We start from the raw sequence: 23,072 nt of genomic DNA on the forward strand, positions 1-23,072 counted from the left end.
TAAGTTTATAATTAATGGACAGTCTGACCTCTCTTACTTCGTTTGTCCGGACAGCGGAGACGCTGAGTTTTGTACAGGCCGCAAGGCTGCTTGGGATTTCTGCCTCAGCGGTCGGGAAGAATGTCGCCAGACTTGAGCATAAACTGGGCGTACGTCTCTTAAACCGCAGTACAAGAAACGTGAGTCTGACAGCGGAGGGGGCTGCTTTATTAATCCGCTGCCAGCATATTCTTGAGCAATTACAGGAGGCGGAGTCAGAACTGACGAGCAGCTTAGCGCAGCCTGCCGGGAAGCTCAGGGTTTCACTGCCTGTCATTGGCTACAGGTTGATCCTTCCTCTTCTGCCGGACTTTTCCCGCCGTTATCCTCATGTAGAACTCGATCTCGATTTCAGCGACCGGCTGGTAAACATCATTGATGAAGGATTTGATGTAGCCATACGAAGCGGTGAACTGACGGACTCCCGACTGAAATCTAAAAAGGTTGGTGATTTTCGTTTTGTGCTCTGCGCCAGCCCTGACTATTTGAATGAGTATGGCGTACCCGGCTCGCCAGCGGATTTAACGATGCACAGGTGCATTTCTTTTCGTTTTCCTTCAACTGGGCTGCTCCAGCCCTGGGAACTGCGCGGTATGTGCCCGGGTACTGACTTGAGGACAGCCTCTGTTCTGACCGTAAATAATATAGAGGCTTCTGTTCGCCTGAGCCTGTCAGGTATGGGGATTTGCTATGTGCCCGGTTTTGTCGTTCGCGAATCTTTGAACACGGGGCAACTGAAAGAGGTATTGCCAGGTAGCTGTACCAGGCAGGGGGTTTTCTCGGCACTCTGGCCGGCTAGCCGGTATCTTTCACCGAGAATACGCTGCTTTGTCGATTTTATTGGTGAGTCCGGCCTGTCTCTGTAATCTGTACCAGGCAGTTAATGCTTTCTGAAATCGTATGCACTTTTATGCTTATCTCAAAATCATGAACGTCCGCTCCTGGCACAAAGTGGACATGAATCATGTATAAAATTCGTTAAGAGAGAAGTTGATATTAACAATCTTTCCTACCTCTTATGAGGTAATTGTTAACATCAGTATTGTCTAATTACTGGGTAACAGGTTAGACCTTGTTGCGATTCAACCTAAATATTCTCTTTCTTACGCCTGCTATAAAGTTAATGAATAGTTAACCGATAATGATGATTAAGATGCTTTTAATCTGCATTATTTGTGTTCTTATAAAAATTAATTCAGCAGGGTGTAAAAATGAGTAATATTCTTAACAATATTAATCTTACCGCTAAGTTTGCAATTCTGGGCTTGTTTTGCCTTGTTCTTTTTTCAGTTCCTACCGTGCTTTTTGTGTCAGAAGGTAATAAATATATTCAGGACAAGCAGAAAGAAGTAACAGGAGTGCCTGCTGAAAACAAAATCCTTGCCCTGTTGAATCTGATACAGCGCCATCGCGCTGAAACAGCCCTCGCTATTGCGCAAAAAAATCCTGCCACCTCATCGCGTCTAAGTGTTAGAGATGACATTGTTACTATCACCGATGCCATCAAGAAAGAGATGGCGCAGACAGAAGGCAGTGCGGGTTTAATCGAAAAAATCAATGGGGTGCGTGCACAGTGGGACGCGCTGCAGCAGGACATTGATGCTTCGAAACTGAATCAAACGACCAGTCTTGACGCACATGCGCAACTCATCCGCAAACTTCTTAACACAAACCGCGACGTGCTGGATTTTTACGGTTTGTCGCTTGATTCAGATATCAGTACGTACCGCCTGATTATCAGCAATTTCTCATCATTGCCTGAGCTTACCGAAAGTCTGGGTAAAATTCGTGCGTTCGGGACTTCACTGCTTGCCAGGAAAGAAGCCGTTAGTGAGGCTGACTCTGTCCGTATGGAATCATTAATCAGCACGGGTGCCTATAATCTGGATATGTTTGCTCAGGACTCAGAGAAGCTTTTTTCGTCTGATACAGGGCTGAAGCAGAAATTCAGTGCCGATGCAGACGCGGCCGTGCAGGAAGCCCAAAATGCCCTGAAAACTGCAGGGGCGTTATTTATTAGCCGCAGTATGACGAATCAGAATCCTCAGGACTATGCCGCAATTTTTACCAGCGCGATTAACAGATTCAGCACCTACGCGATTGCGGGCGGTAATGAACTGAATGACATGCTGAACCAGCAGATTACGGACCACCGGAATGCACAGTATGGTTTGCTGAGCGTTCTTCTCTTTATGGTCCTGCTTTCTGTCTTTTTCGCATTGATCATTATCCGTTCTGTTACACGACCTATCGGTGCCGCGTCAAAGCTTGCGCTTGAAGTAGCAGAAGGCGATCTGACAGCATCTTTTTCCGTGACAGGACGCAATGAAACAGCCGGTCTGCTTAAGGCATTACTGCAGATGAGTCAGCGCCTGACGGTGACGGTAGAAAACATTAAATCTAATGCCGTCACCATTGCCACCTCATCTGAGGAGATTGCCCGCGGTAACGGCGATCTTTCTGCGAGGACGGAAGAACAGGCTGCATCACTGGCTGAAACAGCCGCCAGTATGGAACAGCTCTCTTCGATCATCGGCAACAATGCTGAAAACACCCGCCATGCTGCAGAAATGGCCAGCTCGGCTACCAGCGCGGCATTGCGTGGCGGTCAGGCAATGGAATCAGTGCTGGGTTCCATGGAGAAAATCAGCAGCAGTGCAGGGCAGATTAAGGAAATCATTTCTGTCATTGATGGGATTGCGTTTCAGACGAATATTCTCGCGTTAAACGCGGCTGTTGAAGCTGCCCGGGCCGGTGAGCACGGTAAAGGCTTTGCCGTTGTTGCGGCGGAAGTCAGGTCGCTGGCACAGCGCTCGGCTGGCGCGGCGAAAGAAATTAAAGGACTGATCGAAAAGTCTGTGGAGAATGCTGAGCAGGGCATTTCGATGGCCCGGGATGCAGGTGAAAAAGTGAAGGAGAGTATGGATGCGATTGAACAGACAGCACAGCTGGTGAGAGAAATTTCATCTTCTTCAGAAGAGCAAAGTGCAGGGGTATCGCAGATAAATATTGCCGTTACTCAGATGGATCAGGTCACACAGCAGAATGCCGTGCTCGTTGAAGAGTCAGCATCGTCTGCTGATGAACTTGCAAGTCGAGCCGCTAATCTGAGGGACGCTGTTAGCGTGTTCCGCACAAACGCTGGTTAAAATTTCCGTTAAGTGCTTCTTTTATATGTCTGTAAACGGCGTGCTGTCGGCGCATTTCTGAGGTCTGTCATCTCAGTAACAGTATCTCATAAGCCATCCTACGGGATGGCTTAATTCCTTCCTTACGTAACTTTGGCACAAAGCGGACATACGTGCTGCAAGGTCCGCTTTGAGCGAAAAGCGGCCGTCAAATGTACGATGACAGTGTAGTTTTGCCAAAATAGACATAACATACCTATCGCACATGCAGGCGACAGGCAAAAAACCGCCATCTGAGTGGGTCAGCTGCGGAAGCAGCCGGGGAGAAAAGGTTATGCATCCCGGAAAATCCGGCGTTCAGCGAACGCTGTCACCTGTAAGCCTTGCTAAAAAAAAGCGAACGGCACAAACCATGTGCTGCCGATCACGTAACGCCGAGAGAAGAATAAAAAAACCGCCGTGCAGGCGGTTCAAAGAGGTATTCAGTGGCTTTTGCTCTTATCGTGGCCGGTCGGAGCAGCCGCCGTTTGAGCTTAATGATAAAAGGCATCGGCAAGATAGCAAGCGTATCTCGGGCCGCGTTCCGGACGGATCCCACGGTATCTGCAGGATAAATAACCCGCTTTAGGCAAAAAAAAACCGCAGGGGGCCGAAGACGTGCAGTGGCTGAAAACTCCTGAATCCCTGGCCTGGTGTTGGCTTGCCGCTTATCTTGAATCTACTATGTGTAGTATCGATAGTAGCTTAGAAAACTACAACATATTGTATCTGCGACAGCTCGTTGCGGTCCGACATTCAGAGTTATAGGGGTTTTACCAACCAGCGGAAGATTAAGAGTACTAATGAGGGGGCCATTATTCTGAATCAATCGTAACCAATTTTATATCACCTATAATTTTCAGGAGTGTACAGCATAAAATCAACCTTTCCTGACTTATATTCATCAGGCTGCTCACCCATTTCAAGATAATGTAGCGCCAGTGTTATTGCCAGCTGAGCATGCCTCAACGTATTTTGATCTATGGTCAATGTCAGCACTCGTTGTTCGAGTAATTGCCGTGTTGTATTGTAAAGTTCATGAGTGACGTAAACTACTTTACCTCTAAGATTATAATCGTTCAAAATCTCACTAACCTGAGTGTTACCCATGCCTGTATTATAAATTCCGACAATATCTTTATCAGATGCAAGGGTTCGGTTTAATAAAAGACTGATAAGCTCCCGTTCATCCTGACTGTAAATAGGTTCGCGCACATTGATTTTAGGATAAAATTTCTGCATTACTGAAATAAAGCCATCGACACGCTGACGATGGACTGCGTATTGCGTACGGCCGCTAATTATCACCACGTCCCCATGTGATGGTAGCATACCACCAAGTACAAAGCCTGATGTACGGCCTGCGCTATATTGATCAATTCCTACGTGGCACAATCTATCAGATCCTGGTAAATCTGCCACAAGGGTTATTACCGGGACACCGCGAGATTTACACAGGGTCAGCATTTCATAAATAAGTGGGCTCTCATGTGCAAATATAATCAAAGCGTCCATTTTTTTACTGCTGGCTTCAATGTGTTTTGCCATTTTTTCCGGAGAAGCTTCAGAGAATAAAGTTTTATGAAGTGTTATTCTGCGATAGCCTAAGTTATCAGCCAGCATGGAAAAATCTTTAGCAAGCTGTTCGAAAAAAAAAGATTTATTACTGCTCAACAGGACCTCAAGCTGCCAGGAGGGTCTATGCTTTTCCGGCAGAATACGCTTAAGTCCCGCATCACGGGCGGCCTTGAGTATTAGATTCTCCATGGCCGGCGATACTCCACCCCGATCATTAAGCACCCGATCAACTGTTGCAACACCTACACCTATTTTCTTTGCAAACTCAGTAATAGTTAATTTTTTCATATTTTATCGTATTTACTTTAACAGGTTTCGTCACTATCAAACTATAGTAAGTAATCTACAACACTGCCAGCGTTACAATCTTAACTTCAATTTATATTCTTTTCACATAAAAGACAAATAAATTTCACTTAAAATTAAGAGTAACACTCTAACAAAACTCTACTTTAAGAAATACATAAAACTTACTCGCATAAAAATTAACTTGAACTTATAGAACTTTTTCAAAAGCAACGCTGCGAGACATCGCATTCCTTACGAACAAATCAGCCGACTCTAAGTTTGACCAAAATGGCATTTAATTTTTAACAGAATCATATCATTAAACAATGAGTAGAATTATTTGCCACAATAAATAATGGCAATATTTAAAGTATTATTTACTCTGGATTTTTGACGCGATTTAAATATAGACCCTTTTTTCATGCAACAAATAGATGCATATGAAAAACATTAATATTCAGCCTTACCATGTCAATCAGCTTTTATATTAGATTATACTTAATAATAATTTGATAGGATAAAATTTTACTCTCTTCGAAAGTTTTCAGCCGGCGTAAGGAACTAACAGCATGAGTGAGTTAAATTGAAGATGTTAACAGCAATAGATGCTAACCATAATGTTCACTGCCTGAGTCAGCAGAGCCCGTCAGGAACCCGGACTCAGCAAAGTTATTAAAAGCTTAGTTATTTTTATAGCTCTGAGCCCGTGTTAAACAGGGGATTCACCTAATATCCAGTTAGGCCCGGTATCAGGAAAGCCTGCCGGATAGCGGCTCGCGGCATTATATGACTGAATCCATCCGGGATAACGTGTACCCGGATGACTGACCTTGTCCAGCATTTCTTTTTCCTCCTCGCTGAGATTAACAGACAGCGCGCTAAGGTTATCTCTGAGCTGATGCACATTGCGCACACCCGCTATGACGCTCGTCACCTGCTTAGAAGACAGCAGCCAGGCTATTGCGATGCTGGCAGGAGTAGTGCGGTGTTTTTCAGAAATTGTTTTGAGAACATCCACGATGTCCCATGCCAGGCTTTTATCAACGGGTGGAAATTCAATTTTTGCGCGTCTTGCAGAGGCCTCATGACTACCACTGCGGTCAAATTTGCCTGAAAGCAGGCCTCCTGCAAGAGGGCTCCAGCATAACAGTCCGGTTTGGCTATCCTTAATTGCCGGAAGGAGTTCATGTTCAATGTCGCGGCAGGCCAGTGAATAAAAAGACTGTACGCTGGCAAATTTCTCCAGCTTATGTTCACCTGAAATACCCAAAGCTTTGGCAATCTGCCAGCCGGCATAATTCGAACAGCCTATATAGCGAACCTTGCCCTGACGCACCATGTCGTCCAGTGTCCGCAGAACCTCTTCAATCGGTGTTACGGTATCAAAATTGTGGACCTGATAAAGGTCAATGTGATCGGTCTTAAGCCTTATAAGGCTGGCTTCCAGCGCCTGCATAAGGTGATAGCGCGACTGCCCTGCATCGTTTGCGCCCGCATTCATTCTGCTGTGCGCTTTTGTTGCAAGAAAAACCTGACTGCGTCGCTGTGCCAGCACTTCGCCCAGCACGCTTTCAGAGCCCCCCATACCGTAGATATCCGCGGTATCAATAAAATTGATGCCGGCGTCCAGCGCCTCACCAACGATAATGTCCGCCTCTTTGCCCGTCAGGCGGCCGATGGCATTACCGGCGGCATTATCTGCCCCGCCAAATGTCATCGTCCCGAGACAAATGCGTGAAACATAAATCCCAGTTTTACCCAGTTCTGCGTATTTCATTTTGTTTTCTCCGTTAAGCTTCAAATGATAATGACGCAGACAAACGCTTTCTTTTATTATAGAAATCCCTTTTTTATTATTCATTCGTCCAGGAAGTTATGGATCCGTTGTCTGATATTCTTTCACTTCTGAAGGCAGAGGCCATCCTTACGGCCCGTATGGAAGCACGTGGCCCCTGGGCAATGCGGTTTCCCTCTTATAAACACATTAAGTTCGGCACTGTGCTTGAGGGGAAATTCTGGCTTTGGATGGACGGAATGCAGCCTCTGCTGCTTGAAAAAGGGGACTTCTATCTTCTGACTTCGGGTGACGCTTACTGCTGTGGCTCAAGTCCGGCATTGATGGTAAGTGACGGACGGCAGATATTCTCTTCTCACCGTGAAGCGGATGGTGTGGTCCGCTACGGACAGGGAGAACTTATCAGTGAGGGGATTGGGGGGAGATTCGTATTTGAGGAGGCTTCCAGCCCGCTGCTTTTAAAACATCTGCCTCAGGTGCTGGTTTCACGACGAGAGGAAAGTTCTTCTCCTGCACTCACCGCCCTTATCACTTTGCTTTCGCATGAAACATCAGCGCTTCGTCCCGGACACGACATTGTGGCCAGTAGCATGGCAATACTTGTTCTGGTGCAGATGCTGAGGGAATACTTAGAGATTAATCAGAAAGGGACATCCTGGCTGAATGCCCTCGGTGACAGGAAAATAGGACCCGCACTGACACTGATACATTCTTCTCCATCTGCAGACTGGACGCTGGCAAGTCTGTCTGCAAAATCGGCTATGTCCCGCAGTGCGTTCGCCAGTAGGTTTCATCAGCTTACCGGTTCAACGCCCGGGAATTATCTGACGTCATGGCGAATGGAGCTGGCATGCGCTGAACTCAGAAAGCATCACTTAAGTATTACTGAGATAGCCAGATTAACCGGATATAAATCTGTTCCCTCTTTTTCTCTGGCCTTCAAACGTCATACCGGAAGAACGCCAGGAGGCTATCGTAATCTGCATAAGAACTGTTAACAGGCCACTCCGATAATTGTCTTTTTAATGCATATGCATAATTATCAAAAATTTATCGCAGTATTCAAATATACAATGTCCGCTTCTGGCACAAAGCAGCCGTTCTGGCGGCGACTTATCTAAACAACATGGGGAACAGTTTATTCCCCATGTATGGCAGGAATATACCCGCCGCGCGTTCATCATGATTACGGTTGCTTGCTGTTACCCAGCACTTTGTTAATCGCTTCGGTCCCACATTGATCGTCGGATTCCGCGCCGCCGGTGCCCGCCATGCCGATAGCGCCGATCCACTGGCCGCGATATTGCACCGGCACGCCGCCGCCAAGCAGCAATAGCTCATTAACCGTATTCAGGTTGACGCTTTCCGGTGAGGATTGCGCCTTTATGGTCAGTTGTCTGGTTGGCGTTTTGGTGGAGAGCGCAGTAAACGCTTTACGCCATGCCGCCTGAGTGTTGTGCGGCCCCACGTTGTCATCCCGCATCAGCGTGACCAGATTTCCACCCCGATCCACCACGGCGACTACGCCTTGACGATTCATATTATGGCAGGCGGACAAGGCCTCCGTTGCCAGTTGATTACTCAGCGCCTGCGTCATGTCATAGACGGAGGCTGGCTCAGCAGCGAGCGCCACGGCAGGTCCGGTAGTCAGCATCAATGCCAGCAGTAAACGTTTCATTTATTTCAGCTCCCGCGATAGGTGGAATATCCGTACTGGCTCAGCAGCAACGGAATGTGATAGGTGGTCGTGGTATTGGTGATATGGAACTCCACCGGGATTTCGGGGAAGAAACTCTGCTGTTGATGTGCCGCAAAATAGTGACCGGTTTTAAAAATCACCCGATAGTCTCCCGCCTCAAAGGGCTTTGCTGGCCAAAGGGCATCAATCCGACCCTGCTGATTAGTATTGGCGGTATTCAGTACTTTCCAGCTTTCTCCCTGTTTCTGCTCAAGCATTACCTCAACCTCTGAGGCCGGCAGCCCGGTCTGCTGGTTCAGCACGTGAACGCTCAGCGGATTTTTACTGGCCGCGAAGGTGACCGCGGGAACGGCAAGCAGCGTAGTGAGGGCCAGGGCAGTGAGACTCTTTTTCATTTTTTAATACTCCGGTGTTAATCACCCCGCTGTTATACCTGTACGGTTGTTCGTTCTGCCTGTCAGAAAGATGACCATATTGTCATCTGTCGCTGAAACACTGTGGCGGTCATAAATTTCATGGCAAACTGCGCCGATGAAACTATTACTGATTGAAGATAACCAGAAGGCGAGCGCCTGGGTGCGTAAGGGGCTGGAAGAAGCGGGCTATATCGTGGATTACGCCGCAGACGGCCGGGATGGCCTGCATCTGGGGCTGTCACATCCCTACAGCCTGGTGATACTGGATATTATGCTGCCGGGGATGGATGGGTGGCAGGTGCTGAAAACCCTGCGTACCGCCAGTCAGATTCCGGTAATTTGCCTGACTGCCAGAGACTCGGTGGATGATCGGGTGAAAGGGCTGGAACTGGGGGCCAATGATTACCTGGTTAAGCCGTTCTCTTTTGCGGAGTTGCTGGCTCGGGTAAGAAATCAGCTCCGGCAGCAGCAGCCGCACAGTAGCGTACTACGGGTGGGCGATCTGGTGCTGGACTCAGCGCGCTTTCAGGTTCTGCGTGACGGTGTCACTCTTGCACTGACGCGCAAAGAGTTCATGCTGTTATGGCTGCTCGCCAGCCGTCACGGTGAGATTCTGCCGCGGACGCTGCTGGCCAGCGAAATATGGGGCGTTAATTTCGACAGTGAAACCAATATCGTCGATGTTGCTATCCGCCGCCTGCGCCGTAAAGTCGACGACCCCTTTCCTAAAAAGCTCATTACTACGGTAAGGGGCATGGGATATTGCCTGTCAGAAAAAGGAGGCGAGGGTGACTAGCCCTTCTCTGACGCTGCGGCTGACGGCAATTTTTACGCTGATCATGGCGATGGCCTGTGGCGGCATCAGCCTGATTCTGTATAAAGCGTTACGCAGTGAACTGGTCTGGCGGGACGATCAAACGCTGATTAATCGGGCGGCGCAGTTAAGACAACTGCTTGAAGATGGTGCCCATCCCAGCTCGCTGCCGCTCTACTTCAATCGGATGGTCGATATCCATCAGGACATTCTCAGCATCCGCTCGCAGCATGAGCAAAACGTCAGTATTAATCATACCGGGATAACGTTGCCCGCGATCTCGCCCACGCCGGTCAGTACGCCACCCAGTGAGAAACAGCTGCACCGCTGGATCAATGCGGATAAGACGGAAGCGTCGGCGTTAAGCCTGCAGGCAAACTCCTCGCTCGGGCCGGTAACTATTACGCTTGCCCGGGTCGCGCGGGAGCGAGCACTGATGCTGGAGCGTTATCGCCAGCAAAGCATTCTGGTTTCACTGGCGGCTATATTGCTGTGCGCCGCAGTCAGTCCGCTGTTGATTCGCAGAGGGCTAAGGGCGATCGGCCGGTTAAGCAAGATCGTGGCAGAAACGGCCAGTGACCGGTTAAATCAGCCCGTGCCGCTTCAGGCTATCCCGCAGGAGCTGCTACCGATTGGCAATGCGCTTAACGCTATGCGTCAGCGCTTATCCACGGACTTTATCCGTCTGACCCAGTTTGCCGACGATCTGGCCCACGAAATCCGCACGCCCATTAATGTGTTACTGGGCCAGAATCAGGTCGCGCTGGGTCATGAACGCTCAGCCGCTGAATATCAGACGCTGCTCGAAGGCAACATTGAAGAGCTTGAGAGTCTGTCGCGTCTCACTGAAAACATTCTCTTCCTGGCTCGCGCCACGCACCACAATATCAGACTCAATAAACAGGACTTCCTGCTGCAGGACGCGCTGGAATCGCTGATCGACTTTCTTGAACCGGTTGCGGAAGAGCAGGAGAAGGTCATTGCGCTGAGCGCCGAAGGCAGCCTCACCGCGGATAAAATGCTATTCCAGCGTGCGATGAGTAACCTGTTGATCAACGCCATTCGTTATTCGCCAGAAAAAGGGACGATTCAGGTCAGCACGTGTCATCACGCTGACTACGTAGAGATTGAAGTGTCGAACGCGGGCGAAGCGCTGGAGGAGCCTGAAAAATTATTTGAACGCTTCTGGCGGGGCGATAACGTCCGTCATACGGCCGGAAGCGGGCTGGGACTGTCGCTGGTGCGCGCAATCGCCGCTTTACATGGCGGAAGTGCTTACTACCGGCATGAGAACGGGCACACTATCTTTGGCCTGCGCCTGCCCCGAAAGTGAGCGTCTGTAAGAAAAACCTCATCCGTGCTGCTTTAATGAAAGCAGAAGGGGATGGAAGCGATCTGCGGAAGTCATAAAGTCAGACACAGCCACCCCCTTGCCAGTTACACGCTACCTAACCGGCACGGTGGTCAGGTAGCGTCAATTACCAGAATATCCCTTGTCACTTTCTCGGGTAAATCCCGGCACCACTGAGCATACTGGTGACATCCTGCGGGCCCCAGGTTCGCTGGAGTCTGCATCGGCACATGACGGAGAAGTGTTTAAAGGCTGGCCCCTTCAACCAGCACAAACGTCCCGTGCGCAGCCCCTGCACGCAACAGCCTGGCAGCCTGATACGCAGGGCTTTCATAAAAATCTTTGGCTTCGGCAAAAGATTCGAACTCAAATACCACATGCCGTTCATGCGCCTCTCCCTCCAGATTTTCATACTGCCCTGACCAGGCAACGATCTTCGGATTAAACGCCTGCATGGCTTCGCCTGCAGCTCTGGCATAGTCAGCGTATGCGACAGGGTCCGATACGGTCACGTGAGCGATTAAATAACCTTTGTTCATTTCTCTTTTCCTTCCTGACAGGGGGGTGAAATCCAGCGTAAGGCAGCGCGACTGGCGTTAACCAAATCCGGAATGGGGGCTAAGTTTTCAAATCTTCCTTCGGGTCAACGGATTGAGTGGTGAGTAACAACCTTTTCACTGAGTGCTTCCCGATACCCTGAGCAATGTTTGCCGCGAACCAACAGTGCTCTGAATGATGCGGGGATCTGAACCAGTGCTTATGTACACAAACCTGCATGGCAGTTCGCAACGGCGTTGAGCCTTTCAGAAAGACGGTTCACCCTCATAACGTTCAGATCGCGTTCTGTAATATCCGCGGTGTGAAAGCAGTCTATTACCCATTAATATGGTGATAAATAACGTAAGAAATAACGCACTGTTACTCTGAAGGAGAACAATGAATGAAAAACCTTGAGGCGCTGATTATTTTTGCACGCGTGGCGGAAATGAAGAGTTTTACTCAGGCAGCTGAAAGCCTGGGTATTCAGAAAGGACGCGCCTCACTAGTGGTGCGCGAACTCGAAAGGGAGACAGGCGCGACACTTCTGCATCGCACCACGCGAACAGTGCAGTTAACGGAAGATGGACGGGCTTTTTACTCACGCGCCCGCGATCTGTTATCGGAAGCCGAAGAATTACAGTCCATGTTCTCTCACGAGGGGTTGTCACTGCGGGGCAGAATACGCGTTGATATGCCTGCCGTGCTGGCACAATGCGTGGTAATCCCCGCGCTGCCTCAGTTGCTGGAGGCACACCCTGAACTGGAGATCGAGCTTTCAAGTACCGATCGGCGCGTTGATTTAGTTCATGAATGGTTTGATTGTGTTATCCGTCTGGGGCCAATCGTTGATGACACGCTTATTGCTCGCCCGCTGGGGCAGCTGCGCATGATCAATGCAGCCAGTCCGGGCTATCTGGCGCGCTTCGGAGTACCGCAGACGATTGATGATTTGCTCAATTATGGCCACCAGATGGTCCATTACCAGCGGAGCTTTGGTTCGAAGCCAGATGGCTGGGAGTATCCGGTGGATGGCGGCTATCAATTGCTGATGTTACCCGGCGCCATAAGGGTCAACAGCGTACCGGCCTATCATGAGGCGGGACTGGCCGGGCTGGGCTTGATTCAGGGCGGTTACTCCACGCTGGCGCCCTATATTGAGCGCGGTGCGCTGGTTGAAGTCCTTACCGATCTGTGTCCTGAGCCGCTCAGTGCCTCTTTTGTTGTCGCACACCGACGAAATCTGTCGCGGCGTGTCAGAGCCTTTATGCACTGGACAGAAGAAATTTTAAAACCTTATTTTGACAGATAGCACAGTGATTCTTACGCCAGATAAAAGTACACCAACAGGGTATGTGGCGAACCAAACCAGAAGTACAAATTTAATCACCGCTATGCTAATATTTCCGCGCTTATTAAGGCGTCCTGCCATGCGTAGAATTTTTGGGAACGCAGTATGATCGATAAATATCAAATTCATCATGACGTCGATGTGCTGCTTTTCATACGCCACATCTGCAAACTCGTTTATACGGGACTTATTTTGCTGCTGCTTATTCCTCATATTGCCAGTGCCGAAATAAAAGATGACAAAGCCAATGATATCGTCAGTGGTATTATCAGCTTCACCCAGTGGACGGGCTTAAAACAACCGCCTCAATTATGTATTTTTTCTTCAGCCCGGCATCTCTCCTTGCCGGACAATGCCTCCTCTGCGGCAGCCACATTCACCGTTGTTTATCTTGCCAGCGCAGGCGACCTGCCGTCGCACAGATGCGACGCCGTCTATTTCGGCGATCAGACGTCACAACAGCAGGTGGACCTGATTCAGCAGTTTAAGGGCAGAGCCGTCCTTACCCTCGCGGAGAACAATGCGGATTGCACGCGGGGCGCCGCGTTTTGCCTGATTTTTCATCCGGGCCACACGCTTTTTTCCGTTAACCTTGATTCGCTTGCCAGAAGCGGTGTCAGGGTGAGTCCGGACGTGCTTTTGCTGTCCCGCGAGAGAAGCGAATAAAATGAAATTCGATAAATTAAGAAATGACAAATCATCGATACGCAATAAACTGCGAAAAATAAGCACCATCAACGCTGCGGTGATATTACTGTTGTGCTGGCTGTTGCTCTCTTCGACGTCGCTGCTATTCATTAAAAATTACGAGAAGCGAAACCTTGAATTAATCGGCGCAACCCTCAGCACCACGCTAACCGCTGCGACCGTTTTTTCCGACAGTTACGATGCGCACAATAAAATTGCACGGCTCGGCAATGAAGGGATGTACGCGTCTGCGAAACTGGTCACTAAAGATCAAATTGTTCTGGTCAACTGGCATGCTCAGCAGGAGCAGACGGGCTGGTATTCGCGGTTATTACGTGAGTGGATTTATCTTAAACCGCTTAACGTCAGTATCATTCACTCTGACGTTGCTGTCGGTACATTAACGCTGGAAGGCACCGTGACCGGCGCGGTGAGTTTCATTCGATACTCCTTCATGATTCTGACCAGCGGTATGCTATGTGTACTGATTATCTCCCTTTTGCTGAGTGAATTTCTGCATCGGGGTATGCTCGCTACACTGCGCAACATTACCAGCTCGATTCACTATGTGATTCATTCCGGTGATTTTTCCTTGCGTATACCGGAGAGCACGACGAGTGAGTTTCAGCTATTTTCAGATGATCTCAATTCGTTGCTGAGGGAAATGCAATCGCTAAAGGCTTCGCTTATCCGAGATAATCGCTCGCTGGCAGCCAAAGCGCTGGAGGACCCGTTAACCGGTCTTGCAAACCGCAGCGCGTTTGCTGCTCACCTTTCCCGGCTTCTCGACCAGCAATATGCTGAGGAGCGTTTTGCCTTACTGTTTCTTGATGGCGATCGCTTTAAAAGTATCAATGATAACTGGGGCCATGCCGCCGGGGATGAGGTATTAAAAGCGATAGCAGCACGCCTGCTATCACTGGCATCTGAACAGGATTTAGTCTCCCGTTTAGGTGGGGATGAATTTGCCATGCTGGTGAGCAGTCAGGTCAGTGAGGAGCAATTACAGCAACTCATGCAGGACATCCATGACCTCATCATGGAAAAAATCATCCTTGCAGAAGGTACGCAGATAAATACCTCGGTTACCATTGGCTACGCCTGGTCACAACACGGCGATACGGTTGAGTCTATTCTCGAACGCGCTGACATGAATATGTACAAAAATAAGCGAACAAATAAGGCTTAAAGATGAAAAAAAATATTTCCCTGATGCTGCTTATTTTGGCGCTGGTCGGTTGTCAGTCTAAAGAACGTTTTAATGAGGCGCAGATCGCAGCGATGAAGCGTGCGGGATTCACTCAAAATAGGGAAGGCTGGGGATTGGGCTTATCAGATAAGATCCTGTTTGGTGTAAACGAATCAGAACTTACACCCTCCAGCAAAAGAAATATTCAGGGGATGGCAAAAAACCTGGCGTCGACCGGTATTAAGCATGTGCGAATTGACGGGCACACCGATAATTACGGCAAACCAGATTATAACCAACAGCTGTCGCTAAAAAGAGCTAACGCAGTCGCGGCACAGTGGGCGGAAGGGGCTGCTGTACCGCGCGAAAATATTATCACACGTGGATTAGGCATGAGTGCACCCGTTACCAGCAACATTAGCGCGCAGGGACGCGCGCAAAATCGGCGTGTGGCAATTGTGATTACTGCGCCGTGATAATGAGTTAACAGTGAGCAGTGCTGCGCGCTCAGGCCGGTATGACTCAATGTCCTGCCTGGCGGCTTATCCGGTTACCGATGATGCGTGAAGAGCCGCTGGAAAAGATGAAACGGAGGGGAAAATGCACGGCGGAACCCGCCGTGCAGCGTTGCTATCAGCGATAAAACGCCGGTCTTGCTGGCATAGAGACCGGCACAATTTCACCGGAAGTCTGGGCCGCGACGCAGGCATCAGCGGCCACCGCGGCGGCGTAACCATCCCAGGCGGAGGGACCGGTCATCTCACCGTTGATGACGTTGTTGATAAATGCCTGCAACTCCACGTCATACGCATCGATAAAACGCTTTTTCCAGTCAGTCAGAATGGTGGTGGAGAGCTTAGCCGCGCTGCGTAGCTGCACAGAGACCGGCTCCGGCAGACGAGCAATGCCGCTTTCACCCACCACTTCACACTGAATATCGTAACCATATTCACAGTTCACGAAGATTTCGACATCAATGCGCGCCCCTTTGGTGGTCTCAAGCAGCACGATTTGCGGATCGCGCAGATGTGACGACGCCTTACGGGTTTTACGCGGGAAGATTACCTGCACGCTGGCATAGTCATCATCCAGCAGCCAGCGCAGCACATCGAGTTCGTGGATCAGCGTGTCGGTGATCGCCATGTCGGTGGTGTAGCTGTCGCCCACTTCCGGGTTGCGGTGTGCGCAGTGCAGCATCAAAGGCTCACCAATTTCGCCGCTGTCGATCACCGCTTTTAGTGCGCGATAGCCGCTGTCATAAGGGCGCATAAACCCGACCTGCACCAGCTGACGTCCTGCCTTAATTTCTGCTTCCACAATGTTCATGCAGCCCTGCGCGGTAACCGCCAGCGGTTTTTCGCAGAACACCGCTTTACCCGCCTCAATGCAGGCCAGCACAAAGGCTTCATGCGTCGGCCCCCAGGAGGTGACCAGCACCGCATTGACCTGCGGATCGTTAATCAGATCGATAGCATTGTCATAAATACGCGCTTCCGGCGTCAGCTCGTTAACGATTTGCTGGCAGTTTTCACGGTTGATATCGTTAAGCGCCACCACGCGCGCATTCTGTAACACGGTGCTGCAACGGCGGATGTGTTCGCGACCGATTGCGCCGGTGCCGATGACGCCAATATTAATAGTCATGATAATTCCTTAAGCTGAGTGGTTTAACAGCTGGATGCTGTCGCGGATTTCGCGGGCAATGTCCGCTTCCTGCCAGCTGTTCATCACTGAGGAGAACGGCTCAAAGGCGTAAAGGCCGGTGTAACCCATCTTCTCCAGTCGCTCGACCTGCTGCTTACTGCGCAAGCGGTCTTCCGCGCTGAGCATGATGCGTTCTTCATCGGTAAGCTGATTAACCGGGCGCGGGTCGGTGACGCCGGAAAGGTGAACCAGACCGATCTGCTGAATATCGATCTCCTGTTCGAAGGTCTGTTCCGCATCTTCAAACAGATGATGATGGAAGGTATCGATCAGCAAGCTGAATGGCACACCCGCTTCATGGATCAGCGTCTGAGCCTGAGTCGCCGAACGCAGCGAGCTTTGCGGAAAGCCCAGCGGTTCCACCAGCCCCTGAATACCTGCCTCAGCGAACAGCGGGGCCAGGGTTTTCAGCGCGCTTACGGTGTCTTCAGCGCTAATCGGCGTGCCGTCATTAAGCGGGCAGAGCACCAGCGATTCAGCGCCGACCGCCTGCGCATCACTTAACAGCTGGCGGGTGCGTTGCAGCACCTCTTCATTCAGCTGATTAAAGGGATAAAGCGCATTGATGGTCACAATCCGGATGCCTGACTCACGCGCCAGGGCTTTTACCTCGTCGCCGCTGAGATCGTCGGTGACGCGGCCACTGGGCATATCATTACGCAGTTCGACATTATGGATACCGAGCTGGCTGACCAGTTTAAAAAACTGCGGAAGGGTGAGGCTGGGCGCAATTTTACGGTTGATGCAAAAGCGCGCGTTGGGAATATTCAGGCTCATAACAATTTCCTTGAATGTAGGGGTACAGTGTTAATAGCAATCGGGTAGTCAGCGTAATGCTGCGGGCCGTGAGTTATTCAATACGGACGTTTCAGGCACTATTTTTTGCCGTTGCCGTTATAAAGCGCATAGAAATAGTGCTCGACCTGCTCAAGACTTCTTCCCCGGGTCTCGGGAATAAACTTCACAACAAAAACAGAACCGCCGATGCCGATAGCCGCGAATATAAAGAAGGCTCCGGCCAGACCAAATGCGGCTAATAACAGCGGAAAGGCCATGGAGATGGCGAAATTGGCGATCCACAGTGAGAAGACAGCGCCACCCATACAGATGCCACGCATCCGGGCGGGGAATATTTCTGACAGCAGCAGCCAGGTAACGGGTGACAATGCGCCCTGCTGGAAGCAGAGAAACATCAGCATTCCCGCCAGCACCAGATAAGCCCGCAGCAGGTTGACCGTGCCGTTGAGGTATTCCGGCATCAGCCAGCAGACCAGCCCGATAAAGAACAGGCAGCAGGTGCAGCCCATCTGTCCGATTAACACCAGCGGACGACGTCCCACTTTGCCGATTAACCAGATGCCCGCCAGCGTCATCACTACTGAAATCACGCCATTGGCGATGGTGGCGAACAGCGCGGCATCGTTGCTCAGTCCGGCGGCGGTCAGCATGGTGGGGGCGTAATACATAATGGTATTCACCCCGGTCAACTGCTGGATTGCGGCAATACCCACGCCCAGCAGGAAGATTTTCATCAGCCAGGGTGTGGCGAGATCGCGCAGGCGGCCTTTGCCACGCTGACGGTTCTCTTCAATGGTTTCCTCAATCTCTTCCAGCTCCCACTCGACATCTTCGGCGGCACGGGTTTTTTCCAGGACCTCGCGCGCTGCCTGACTGCGGCCTTTCATTACATGCCAGCGCGGGGTTTCAGGCATAAAAATCATGCCGATCCAGAGCAGAACAGCGGGGACAATCGACAGCGCCAGCATCCAGCGCCAGGTATTTTCGCCGCCCCAGATATCGTTAAAGGTGGCGTTGGAGATGTACGCCAGCAGCTGACCGCTGACGATCATCAGCTCCTGCAGTGTGACCAGCTGGCCACGTTTGTTGGCGGGGGCGATTTCTGCGATGTAGACCGGCACGGTCGCAGCAGCACCCCCCACGGCAAAGCCCAGGAACAGGCGAGAAGCGATCATCCAGGTGACATCAGGCGCCAGCGCCGAGCCGACAGCGCCAAAAGCGAAGATAAGCGCCAGCGCAATGATAATGCGTCGTCTGCCGAGGCCATCCGCCAGATGACCGGCTGCCAGCGCGCCGAAGGCTGCACCAAACAGCAGGGAACTGGTGACCAGCCCGGTAGTAAATGGGGTGAGATGCAGATCGCCGCGCATAAACAGCAACGCGCCTGAGACCACACCGGTGTCATAACCAAACAGCAATCCACCCAGGGTGGCGACCAGCGCAATAATCTTCACAAAAGGCTCGGTGCGGGTGGTGCTATTTGGACCGGATGCCGGGTTCGACGAGATATAAAGTTCTTTTTCCATGAATACTCCTGGTAATAACGGCAAAGACAAAACGTCAGAACATGAAGAAGACATCACCCTACTGATATTTTTATTTCGGGTTAAATTATATTTGAAACTTAGTTTTCATTATGTGAGCTCAACCCTTCCGCCATTTTTATTTTGATGGGATTCCATCAGGGCGAAAATAAAAACATTAAATTTAAGCGGGTTATAGGGGGGATCGATAAGTTACCGGCGGTTCAGGCAGGGCAGAACAGGGGGAAATCAGCGTGTAGAAAGATTAAATGATCGCAGTCAGGATGAAACATCCCAACCGCGATAAACAGATAGCAGGGCGGGTTAGCGGATTTCCAGCGCGGTGAGCGCCGATAACAGTGCATCGACCTTAGGCAGGAACTGTTTACGGCGTGGCCACACCACGCTCAGCGTCAGCCCCTCGGGCTGCAACTGCGGCAAAATTATCTCCAGGTCGCCCTGTTTCACGGCATGCTGAATCAGCCACGAGGGCATTTGTGCCACGCCCAGCCCGGCGATGACAGCCTGCAGCTGGGCATCAACGTCGCCCAGTGCCAGCCGGTACGGCACCTCGCGCCAGTGCGGCTGACCATCTTCGGTGGTGAACAGCCAGGGTTTGGTGCTGCCATCTACACGCTCATAAAGGATGGCGCGGTGGTTCAGCAGCGCCGTCTCATCTTCAGGTCGTCCCTCGCGTGCCAGATAAGCGGGTGAGGCACAGAACTGCATCTGCTCGCGGCCCATATTACGCCAGCCCAGCGAAGCAGGCAGGTCGGGCGCGCCGCCGATCCGTACCGCCACATCCACGCCCTCTTCAAACAGGTCAACAAAGCGGTCAGAGAAACTCAGGCTCAGAGCCAGTTCCGGGTGTTGCTGACAAAAGGGCATCAGCAGCGGCATCACATTGAGGCGGCCATAGGTGGTGGGCACCGCCAGGCGCAGGCGACCGGAAGGAATCGTTCGCTGTGCCGCCAGCACCGCTTCGGCTTCGGCCAGATCCTCCAGAATACGCAGGCAGGTCTGGTAATAGGCGCTGCCCGCGTCGGTGAGGTGCAGGCTCCGTGTGGTGCGCTCCAGCAGTCGCGAGCCTAATCGTGTCTCCAGGCGGCTGACGCTTTTACTGATCGCCGATCCGGTCACGTGCAGACGCTCCGCAGCGGCGGTAAAACTGCCACACTCTACGCTGGCAACAAACGGCAGAATATCTTTGAGGCGATGATCGTGCATCGATTAATGAACTCAGGTTGAGAATGCTGTGAATAAATGCCAGAGATAAGAACTGAATTCTCTATTAGGCTTAGCATTACGCAAAACGAGGAGAAATCAAATGAAAAAGCATGCTTTGATTGTGGGCATCAGTGGCGTTATTGGTCGCGGACTGGCAGATAAATTACAGAAAGAAGGCTGGCAGGTCAGCGGTCTGTCACGCGGACGTGGCGCGGTACCTGAAGGTGTCACCAGCCTGACGGCCGATCTGACCGATGCGGATGCCGTCCGTGACGCGCTGAAAACAGTGAAACCGGATGCGCTGTTCTTTAGCGTCTGGGCGCGTCAGGAAAATGAAAAAGAGAATATCCGCGTTAACGGCGGCATGGTGCGGAATGTGATTGAAGCACTCGGCGACCGTTTACAGGGTTCGCACGTGGCGCTGGTAACCGGACTGAAGCACTACCTGGGTCCGTTTGAAGCTTACGGCAAAGGTGCTGTGCCAGTCACGCCGTTCCGTGAAGAGCAGGGCCGTCAGCCGGTCGATAACTTCTACTACGCGCAGGAAGATGAAGTGTTTGCTGGTGCAGAGAAGTATGACTACCGCTGGAGTGTGCATCGCCCACACACCATCATCGGTTATGCCGTAGGCAATGCGATGAATATGGGGCAGACACTGGCGGTCTACGCAACGCTGTGTAAAGAGAAAGGCTGGCCGTTTATCTTCCCTGGCTCACCTGAGCAGTGGAACGGTGTCGTTGATATGACCGATGCGGGCCTGCTGGCTGAGCAGCTGCACTGGGCGGCGACCTCACCTAATGCCGCTAATCAGGATTTCAATGCGGTAAACGGCGATGTGTTCCGCTGGAACTGGATGTGGCCAAAACTGGCTGACTATTTCGGCATTGAAGCAGCAGAATACCCGGCGCAGATGATGCCGCTGGAAGATCGCATGCAGGAAGCCGCCAGTGCATGGCAGACGATTGCAGAGCAGCATCAGTTGCGTGAATCGGATGTCACCAGACTGGCTTCCTGGTGGCATACCGATGCCGACCTGGGACGTCCGATGGAAGCCTTTACCGATATGAGTAAGAGCCGCAAAGCGGGCTTCATCGGCTATCGCAGCACGCTCGACTCCTTTACTCAGCTGTTTGATAAGCTGAAAGCGGAAAAAGTGATCCCGCAATAACCCAGCAGGCGCCGCATCAGGCGCCTGTTTTGTTTCTGACTGATAGCTATACTCTGGCACTCAATCAGTAAATGGAGGATTGGATCCTATGGCGACATGTTTCATTATCGGCGCAGCGGGCAAAGTGGGCCAAAAGCTGACCCGTCAGCTGAGCAGTAAAGGCCATACAGTGACGGCGCTGCACCGCAAACCGGAGCAGGCAGAGACGCTGCAGGCCGCTGGTGCTAAACCGGTGGCTGGCGATATTCAGCAGCTGAGCGTGACGGCACTGGCAGATCTGATGACCGGTCACGATGTGGCTGTCTTCACGGCGGGTGCGGGCGGTGCCGGGATCGAGCTGACCAATGCCATCGACGGAGAAGGACTGAAGCTGGCGATTGCCGCAGCAGAGCAGGCGGGAGTATCACGCTTTATGCTGGTTTCCGCTTTCCCGGATGCGGGTCGCGGTAAAACACCCTCAGAGGGATTTGAGAATTACATGCGGGTGAAGCGTCTGGCAGATGTGGAGCTGGTAGCGAGTAAGCTGGAGTGGGTAATCCTGCGACCGGGTACGCTGACCGATGAAGCCGGTACCGGTCGGGTTCATGCCGATCTGGCGATTCCGTATGGTGAGATCCCGCGCGAAGATGTGGCGGCGACACTGGTCGGCCTGATCGAAAATCCGGCAATTAAGTATCAGATCATCGAACTCACCAAAGGTGATGTGCAGATTGATGTGGCGTTGCAGCGGTTGCAGCGGGGCTAAAAAACCGCCTCAAAAAGTTGGAAACTCAACTTAATCAGACGCAGTTCAGGGAAGAGTCCAGGCTCTTTTCCTGTATTACAGTTTACGGTAGTCAGACATTACCCGGAATAAGAGGGATGGCTACCGTAAAACTGCTGCCCGTTATGGCGTTGGCGCAAGGTTGTTGGTCGCCGAATCTCTGCTCATTATTAATTAGCCTGTTAAACCCACGCCGTTACTCATCAATTATTTATCTGAAAAACTGCCAAATACCAAATTGAAGGCTGAACGCCGATGATACGCCATGTAGTTATCCCGTCTGAAAATATCGCTCATGAAAATGGCCGGTCGTAAGTATTTTACAGCGTGACTGCACCGGTGGCAGCGTTAATCAAAAGAGGGCAATGAGGTTGCTGTATTTTATGTTTGCGGCGAAAAGCGTTAACTCTCTCCGATAATTTACCCCTTCAGTACTGAAGTCATGTCCGAATGTCGTTCAGAAAATCCCGCCACGGCGCGAGTTAATAAATGTCAGTCAAGGCATTTACGCGGCTATCAGCGGCTGATTCACCCGTGCTTCATATCAATCTGCGGTTGCAGATCCAGATCACAAATTATCATTAAAAGCTTCGGGCAGCAGATGTGGTGCAGAGTCCTTAGGGTAAGTGAAACTGCTTTAATAACGCGATAGCTAAAAGATTTTTCGTCACGCTTCAATCCCAGGACTTCATTCTGGAGGAGTCAGATAGAATTAGTTGTGCAGAGAAAGGTCATAGACACTGGGATCCCCACTATAACTCTGAACGCATCAGCCTGCGTCTCAATAGCTTCAGCCCGGTTAAGTTCAGATTACAGTAAAAGAGGGTGTCCTGAGGGCAAAGATAGGATGCGTGAGCAGACCGAAAAGGGAGAAATATATGCGTTTTTATTGATTGCCATTAATTAAATATCATTCAGCATTTCATAATGGGAGTGCAGGCGGAGGATACTATCACTCTTCATATGACAAAGGAGTGT

20 protein-coding genes are annotated in these 23,072 nt (G+C 51.0%); 11 read left to right on the top strand and 9 right to left on the bottom strand.

Going from position 1 to position 23,072, the window contains the following annotated elements:
* Window positions 1-14 precede the first annotated feature (14 nt).
* A complete protein-coding gene (locus HFD95_RS07415) occupies window positions 15-905 on the top strand; it encodes a LysR family transcriptional regulator (RefSeq protein WP_124890541.1) in 891 nt (296 codons plus the stop codon).
* 345 nt (window positions 906-1,250) lie between these two features.
* Window positions 1,251-3,188 (top strand): methyl-accepting chemotaxis protein, encoded by a 1,938-nt coding sequence (locus HFD95_RS07420; protein ID WP_033760282.1) that lies wholly within the window; start codon window positions 1,251-1,253, stop codon window positions 3,186-3,188.
* A gap of 864 nt (window positions 3,189-4,052) precedes the next feature.
* Here HFD95_RS07420 and HFD95_RS07425 read toward each other — a convergent pair.
* Complete coding sequence (locus tag HFD95_RS07425; RefSeq protein ID WP_033760284.1) at window positions 4,053-5,072, bottom strand: LacI family DNA-binding transcriptional regulator; 1,020 nt, start codon at window positions 5,070-5,072, stop codon at window positions 4,053-4,055.
* A 709-nt stretch (window positions 5,073-5,781) separates the two neighbouring features.
* Window positions 5,782-6,849: an aldo/keto reductase gene (locus HFD95_RS07430; protein WP_167430148.1), complete on the bottom strand. Its 1,068-nt coding sequence runs from the start codon at window positions 6,847-6,849 to the stop codon at window positions 5,782-5,784.
* Window positions 6,850-6,947: 98 nt separating this feature from the next.
* On the opposite strand from HFD95_RS07430, the gene HFD95_RS07435 reads away from it, so the two are divergent.
* Window positions 6,948-7,865, top strand: coding sequence for an AraC family transcriptional regulator (locus HFD95_RS07435; RefSeq protein WP_010670295.1), 918 nt, complete (start codon window positions 6,948-6,950; stop codon window positions 7,863-7,865).
* A 188-nt stretch (window positions 7,866-8,053) separates the two neighbouring features.
* Here HFD95_RS07435 and HFD95_RS07440 read toward each other — a convergent pair whose 3' ends face one another.
* A complete protein-coding gene (locus tag HFD95_RS07440) occupies window positions 8,054-8,545 on the bottom strand; it encodes a heme-binding protein (RefSeq protein WP_010247306.1) in 492 nt (163 codons plus the stop codon).
* A gap of 5 nt (window positions 8,546-8,550) precedes the next feature.
* Entirely contained in the window at window positions 8,551-8,961 is a 411-nt protein-coding gene (gene uraH / locus HFD95_RS07445; protein ID WP_010247303.1) for a hydroxyisourate hydrolase, read from the bottom strand.
* A gap of 136 nt (window positions 8,962-9,097) precedes the next feature.
* Here uraH and hprR point away from each other — a divergent pair, with 136 nt between their 5' ends.
* Both hprR and HFD95_RS07455 read left to right on the top strand, forming a co-directional pair.
* Entirely contained in the window at window positions 9,098-9,778 is a 681-nt protein-coding gene (gene hprR, locus HFD95_RS07450) for a response regulator transcription factor HprR (protein WP_022624753.1), read from the top strand.
* Complete coding sequence (locus HFD95_RS07455) at window positions 9,771-11,129, top strand: heavy metal sensor histidine kinase (protein WP_167430034.1); 1,359 nt, start codon at window positions 9,771-9,773, stop codon at window positions 11,127-11,129. The genes hprR and HFD95_RS07455 overlap by 8 nt, the downstream gene beginning before the upstream one ends.
* Before the next feature lie 263 nt (window positions 11,130-11,392).
* Here HFD95_RS07455 and HFD95_RS07460 read toward each other — a convergent pair whose 3' ends face one another.
* Window positions 11,393-11,686, bottom strand: a complete 294-nt coding sequence (locus HFD95_RS07460; protein ID WP_167430035.1) for a DUF1330 domain-containing protein — start codon at window positions 11,684-11,686, stop codon at window positions 11,393-11,395.
* Between the two features lie 401 nt (window positions 11,687-12,087).
* On the opposite strand from HFD95_RS07460, the gene HFD95_RS07465 reads away from it, so the two are divergent.
* From HFD95_RS07465 to HFD95_RS07480, 4 genes are all read left to right on the top strand, one after another.
* Entirely contained in the window at window positions 12,088-12,996 is a 909-nt protein-coding gene (locus HFD95_RS07465) for a LysR family transcriptional regulator (RefSeq protein WP_167430036.1), read from the top strand.
* 144 nt (window positions 12,997-13,140) lie between these two features.
* The gene (locus HFD95_RS07470) at window positions 13,141-13,701 is read left to right on the top strand and encodes a YfiR family protein (protein ID WP_167430037.1); all 561 of its coding nucleotides are present in this window, start codon (window positions 13,141-13,143) and stop codon (window positions 13,699-13,701) included.
* A gap of 1 nt (window position 13,702) precedes the next feature.
* Window positions 13,703-14,911, top strand: coding sequence for a diguanylate cyclase domain-containing protein (locus tag HFD95_RS07475; protein WP_167430038.1), 1,209 nt, complete (start codon window positions 13,703-13,705; stop codon window positions 14,909-14,911).
* 2 nt (window positions 14,912-14,913) lie between these two features.
* The gene (locus HFD95_RS07480) at window positions 14,914-15,387 is read left to right on the top strand and encodes an OmpA family protein (RefSeq protein WP_052271592.1); all 474 of its coding nucleotides are present in this window, start codon (window positions 14,914-14,916) and stop codon (window positions 15,385-15,387) included.
* Between the two features lie 157 nt (window positions 15,388-15,544).
* Here the strand turns inward: HFD95_RS07480 and HFD95_RS07485 are convergent, their stop codons facing one another.
* The 4 genes from HFD95_RS07485 to HFD95_RS07500 form a co-directional block, all read right to left on the bottom strand.
* Entirely contained in the window at window positions 15,545-16,555 is a 1,011-nt protein-coding gene (locus tag HFD95_RS07485) for a Gfo/Idh/MocA family protein (protein WP_167430039.1), read from the bottom strand.
* A gap of 9 nt (window positions 16,556-16,564) precedes the next feature.
* A complete protein-coding gene (locus HFD95_RS07490) occupies window positions 16,565-17,392 on the bottom strand; it encodes a TIM barrel protein (protein WP_305848884.1) in 828 nt (275 codons plus the stop codon).
* Between the two features lie 98 nt (window positions 17,393-17,490).
* Window positions 17,491-18,939: a sugar porter family MFS transporter gene (locus HFD95_RS07495; RefSeq protein ID WP_010670306.1), complete on the bottom strand. Its 1,449-nt coding sequence runs from the start codon at window positions 18,937-18,939 to the stop codon at window positions 17,491-17,493.
* A gap of 321 nt (window positions 18,940-19,260) precedes the next feature.
* Window positions 19,261-20,163 (bottom strand): LysR family transcriptional regulator, encoded by a 903-nt coding sequence (locus HFD95_RS07500; protein WP_167430040.1) that lies wholly within the window; start codon window positions 20,161-20,163, stop codon window positions 19,261-19,263.
* 100 nt (window positions 20,164-20,263) lie between these two features.
* On the opposite strand from HFD95_RS07500, the gene HFD95_RS07505 reads away from it, so the two are divergent.
* Together HFD95_RS07505 and HFD95_RS07510 are read left to right on the top strand one after the other, a co-directional pair.
* Window positions 20,264-21,331: an SDR family oxidoreductase gene (locus HFD95_RS07505; RefSeq protein WP_167430041.1), complete on the top strand. Its 1,068-nt coding sequence runs from the start codon at window positions 20,264-20,266 to the stop codon at window positions 21,329-21,331.
* Window positions 21,332-21,419: 88 nt separating this feature from the next.
* Window positions 21,420-22,076, top strand: coding sequence for an SDR family oxidoreductase (locus tag HFD95_RS07510; protein ID WP_167430042.1), 657 nt, complete (start codon window positions 21,420-21,422; stop codon window positions 22,074-22,076).
* Window positions 22,077-23,072: the final 996 nt, after the last annotated feature.

Source organism: Pantoea sp. EKM10T (assembly GCF_011800685.1).
GTDB lineage: Bacteria > Pseudomonadota > Gammaproteobacteria > Enterobacterales > Enterobacteriaceae > Pantoea > Pantoea agglomerans.

Excerpts from the sequence above, each read along its gene's own strand:
- HFD95_RS07415 (WP_124890541.1), top strand. The coding sequence starts at position 15 with ATGGACAGTCTGACCTCTCTTACTTCGTTTGTCCGGACAGCGGAGACG.
- HFD95_RS07420 (WP_033760282.1), top strand. The coding sequence starts at position 1,251 with ATGAGTAATATTCTTAACAATATTAATCTTACCGCTAAGTTTGCAATT.
- HFD95_RS07425 (WP_033760284.1), bottom strand. The coding sequence starts at position 5,072 with ATGAAAAAATTAACTATTACTGAGTTTGCAAAGAAAATAGGTGTAGGT.
- HFD95_RS07430 (WP_167430148.1), bottom strand. The coding sequence starts at position 6,849 with ATGAAATACGCAGAACTGGGTAAAACTGGGATTTATGTTTCACGCATT.
- HFD95_RS07435 (WP_010670295.1), top strand. The coding sequence starts at position 6,948 with ATGGATCCGTTGTCTGATATTCTTTCACTTCTGAAGGCAGAGGCCATC.
- HFD95_RS07440 (WP_010247306.1), bottom strand. The coding sequence starts at position 8,545 with ATGAAACGTTTACTGCTGGCATTGATGCTGACTACCGGACCTGCCGTG.
- uraH (WP_010247303.1), bottom strand. The coding sequence starts at position 8,961 with ATGAAAAAGAGTCTCACTGCCCTGGCCCTCACTACGCTGCTTGCCGTT.
- hprR (WP_022624753.1), top strand. The coding sequence starts at position 9,098 with ATGAAACTATTACTGATTGAAGATAACCAGAAGGCGAGCGCCTGGGTG.
- HFD95_RS07460 (WP_167430035.1), bottom strand. The coding sequence starts at position 11,686 with ATGAACAAAGGTTATTTAATCGCTCACGTGACCGTATCGGACCCTGTC.
- HFD95_RS07465 (WP_167430036.1), top strand. The coding sequence starts at position 12,088 with ATGAAAAACCTTGAGGCGCTGATTATTTTTGCACGCGTGGCGGAAATG.
- HFD95_RS07470 (WP_167430037.1), top strand. The coding sequence starts at position 13,141 with ATGATCGATAAATATCAAATTCATCATGACGTCGATGTGCTGCTTTTC.
- HFD95_RS07475 (WP_167430038.1), top strand. The coding sequence starts at position 13,703 with ATGAAATTCGATAAATTAAGAAATGACAAATCATCGATACGCAATAAA.
- HFD95_RS07480 (WP_052271592.1), top strand. The coding sequence starts at position 14,914 with ATGAAAAAAAATATTTCCCTGATGCTGCTTATTTTGGCGCTGGTCGGT.
- HFD95_RS07485 (WP_167430039.1), bottom strand. The coding sequence starts at position 16,555 with ATGACTATTAATATTGGCGTCATCGGCACCGGCGCAATCGGTCGCGAA.
- HFD95_RS07490 (WP_305848884.1), bottom strand. The coding sequence starts at position 17,392 with ATGAGCCTGAATATTCCCAACGCGCGCTTTTGCATCAACCGTAAAATT.
- HFD95_RS07495 (WP_010670306.1), bottom strand. The coding sequence starts at position 18,939 with ATGGAAAAAGAACTTTATATCTCGTCGAACCCGGCATCCGGTCCAAAT.
- HFD95_RS07500 (WP_167430040.1), bottom strand. The coding sequence starts at position 20,163 with ATGCACGATCATCGCCTCAAAGATATTCTGCCGTTTGTTGCCAGCGTA.
- HFD95_RS07505 (WP_167430041.1), top strand. The coding sequence starts at position 20,264 with ATGAAAAAGCATGCTTTGATTGTGGGCATCAGTGGCGTTATTGGTCGC.
- HFD95_RS07510 (WP_167430042.1), top strand. The coding sequence starts at position 21,420 with ATGGCGACATGTTTCATTATCGGCGCAGCGGGCAAAGTGGGCCAAAAG.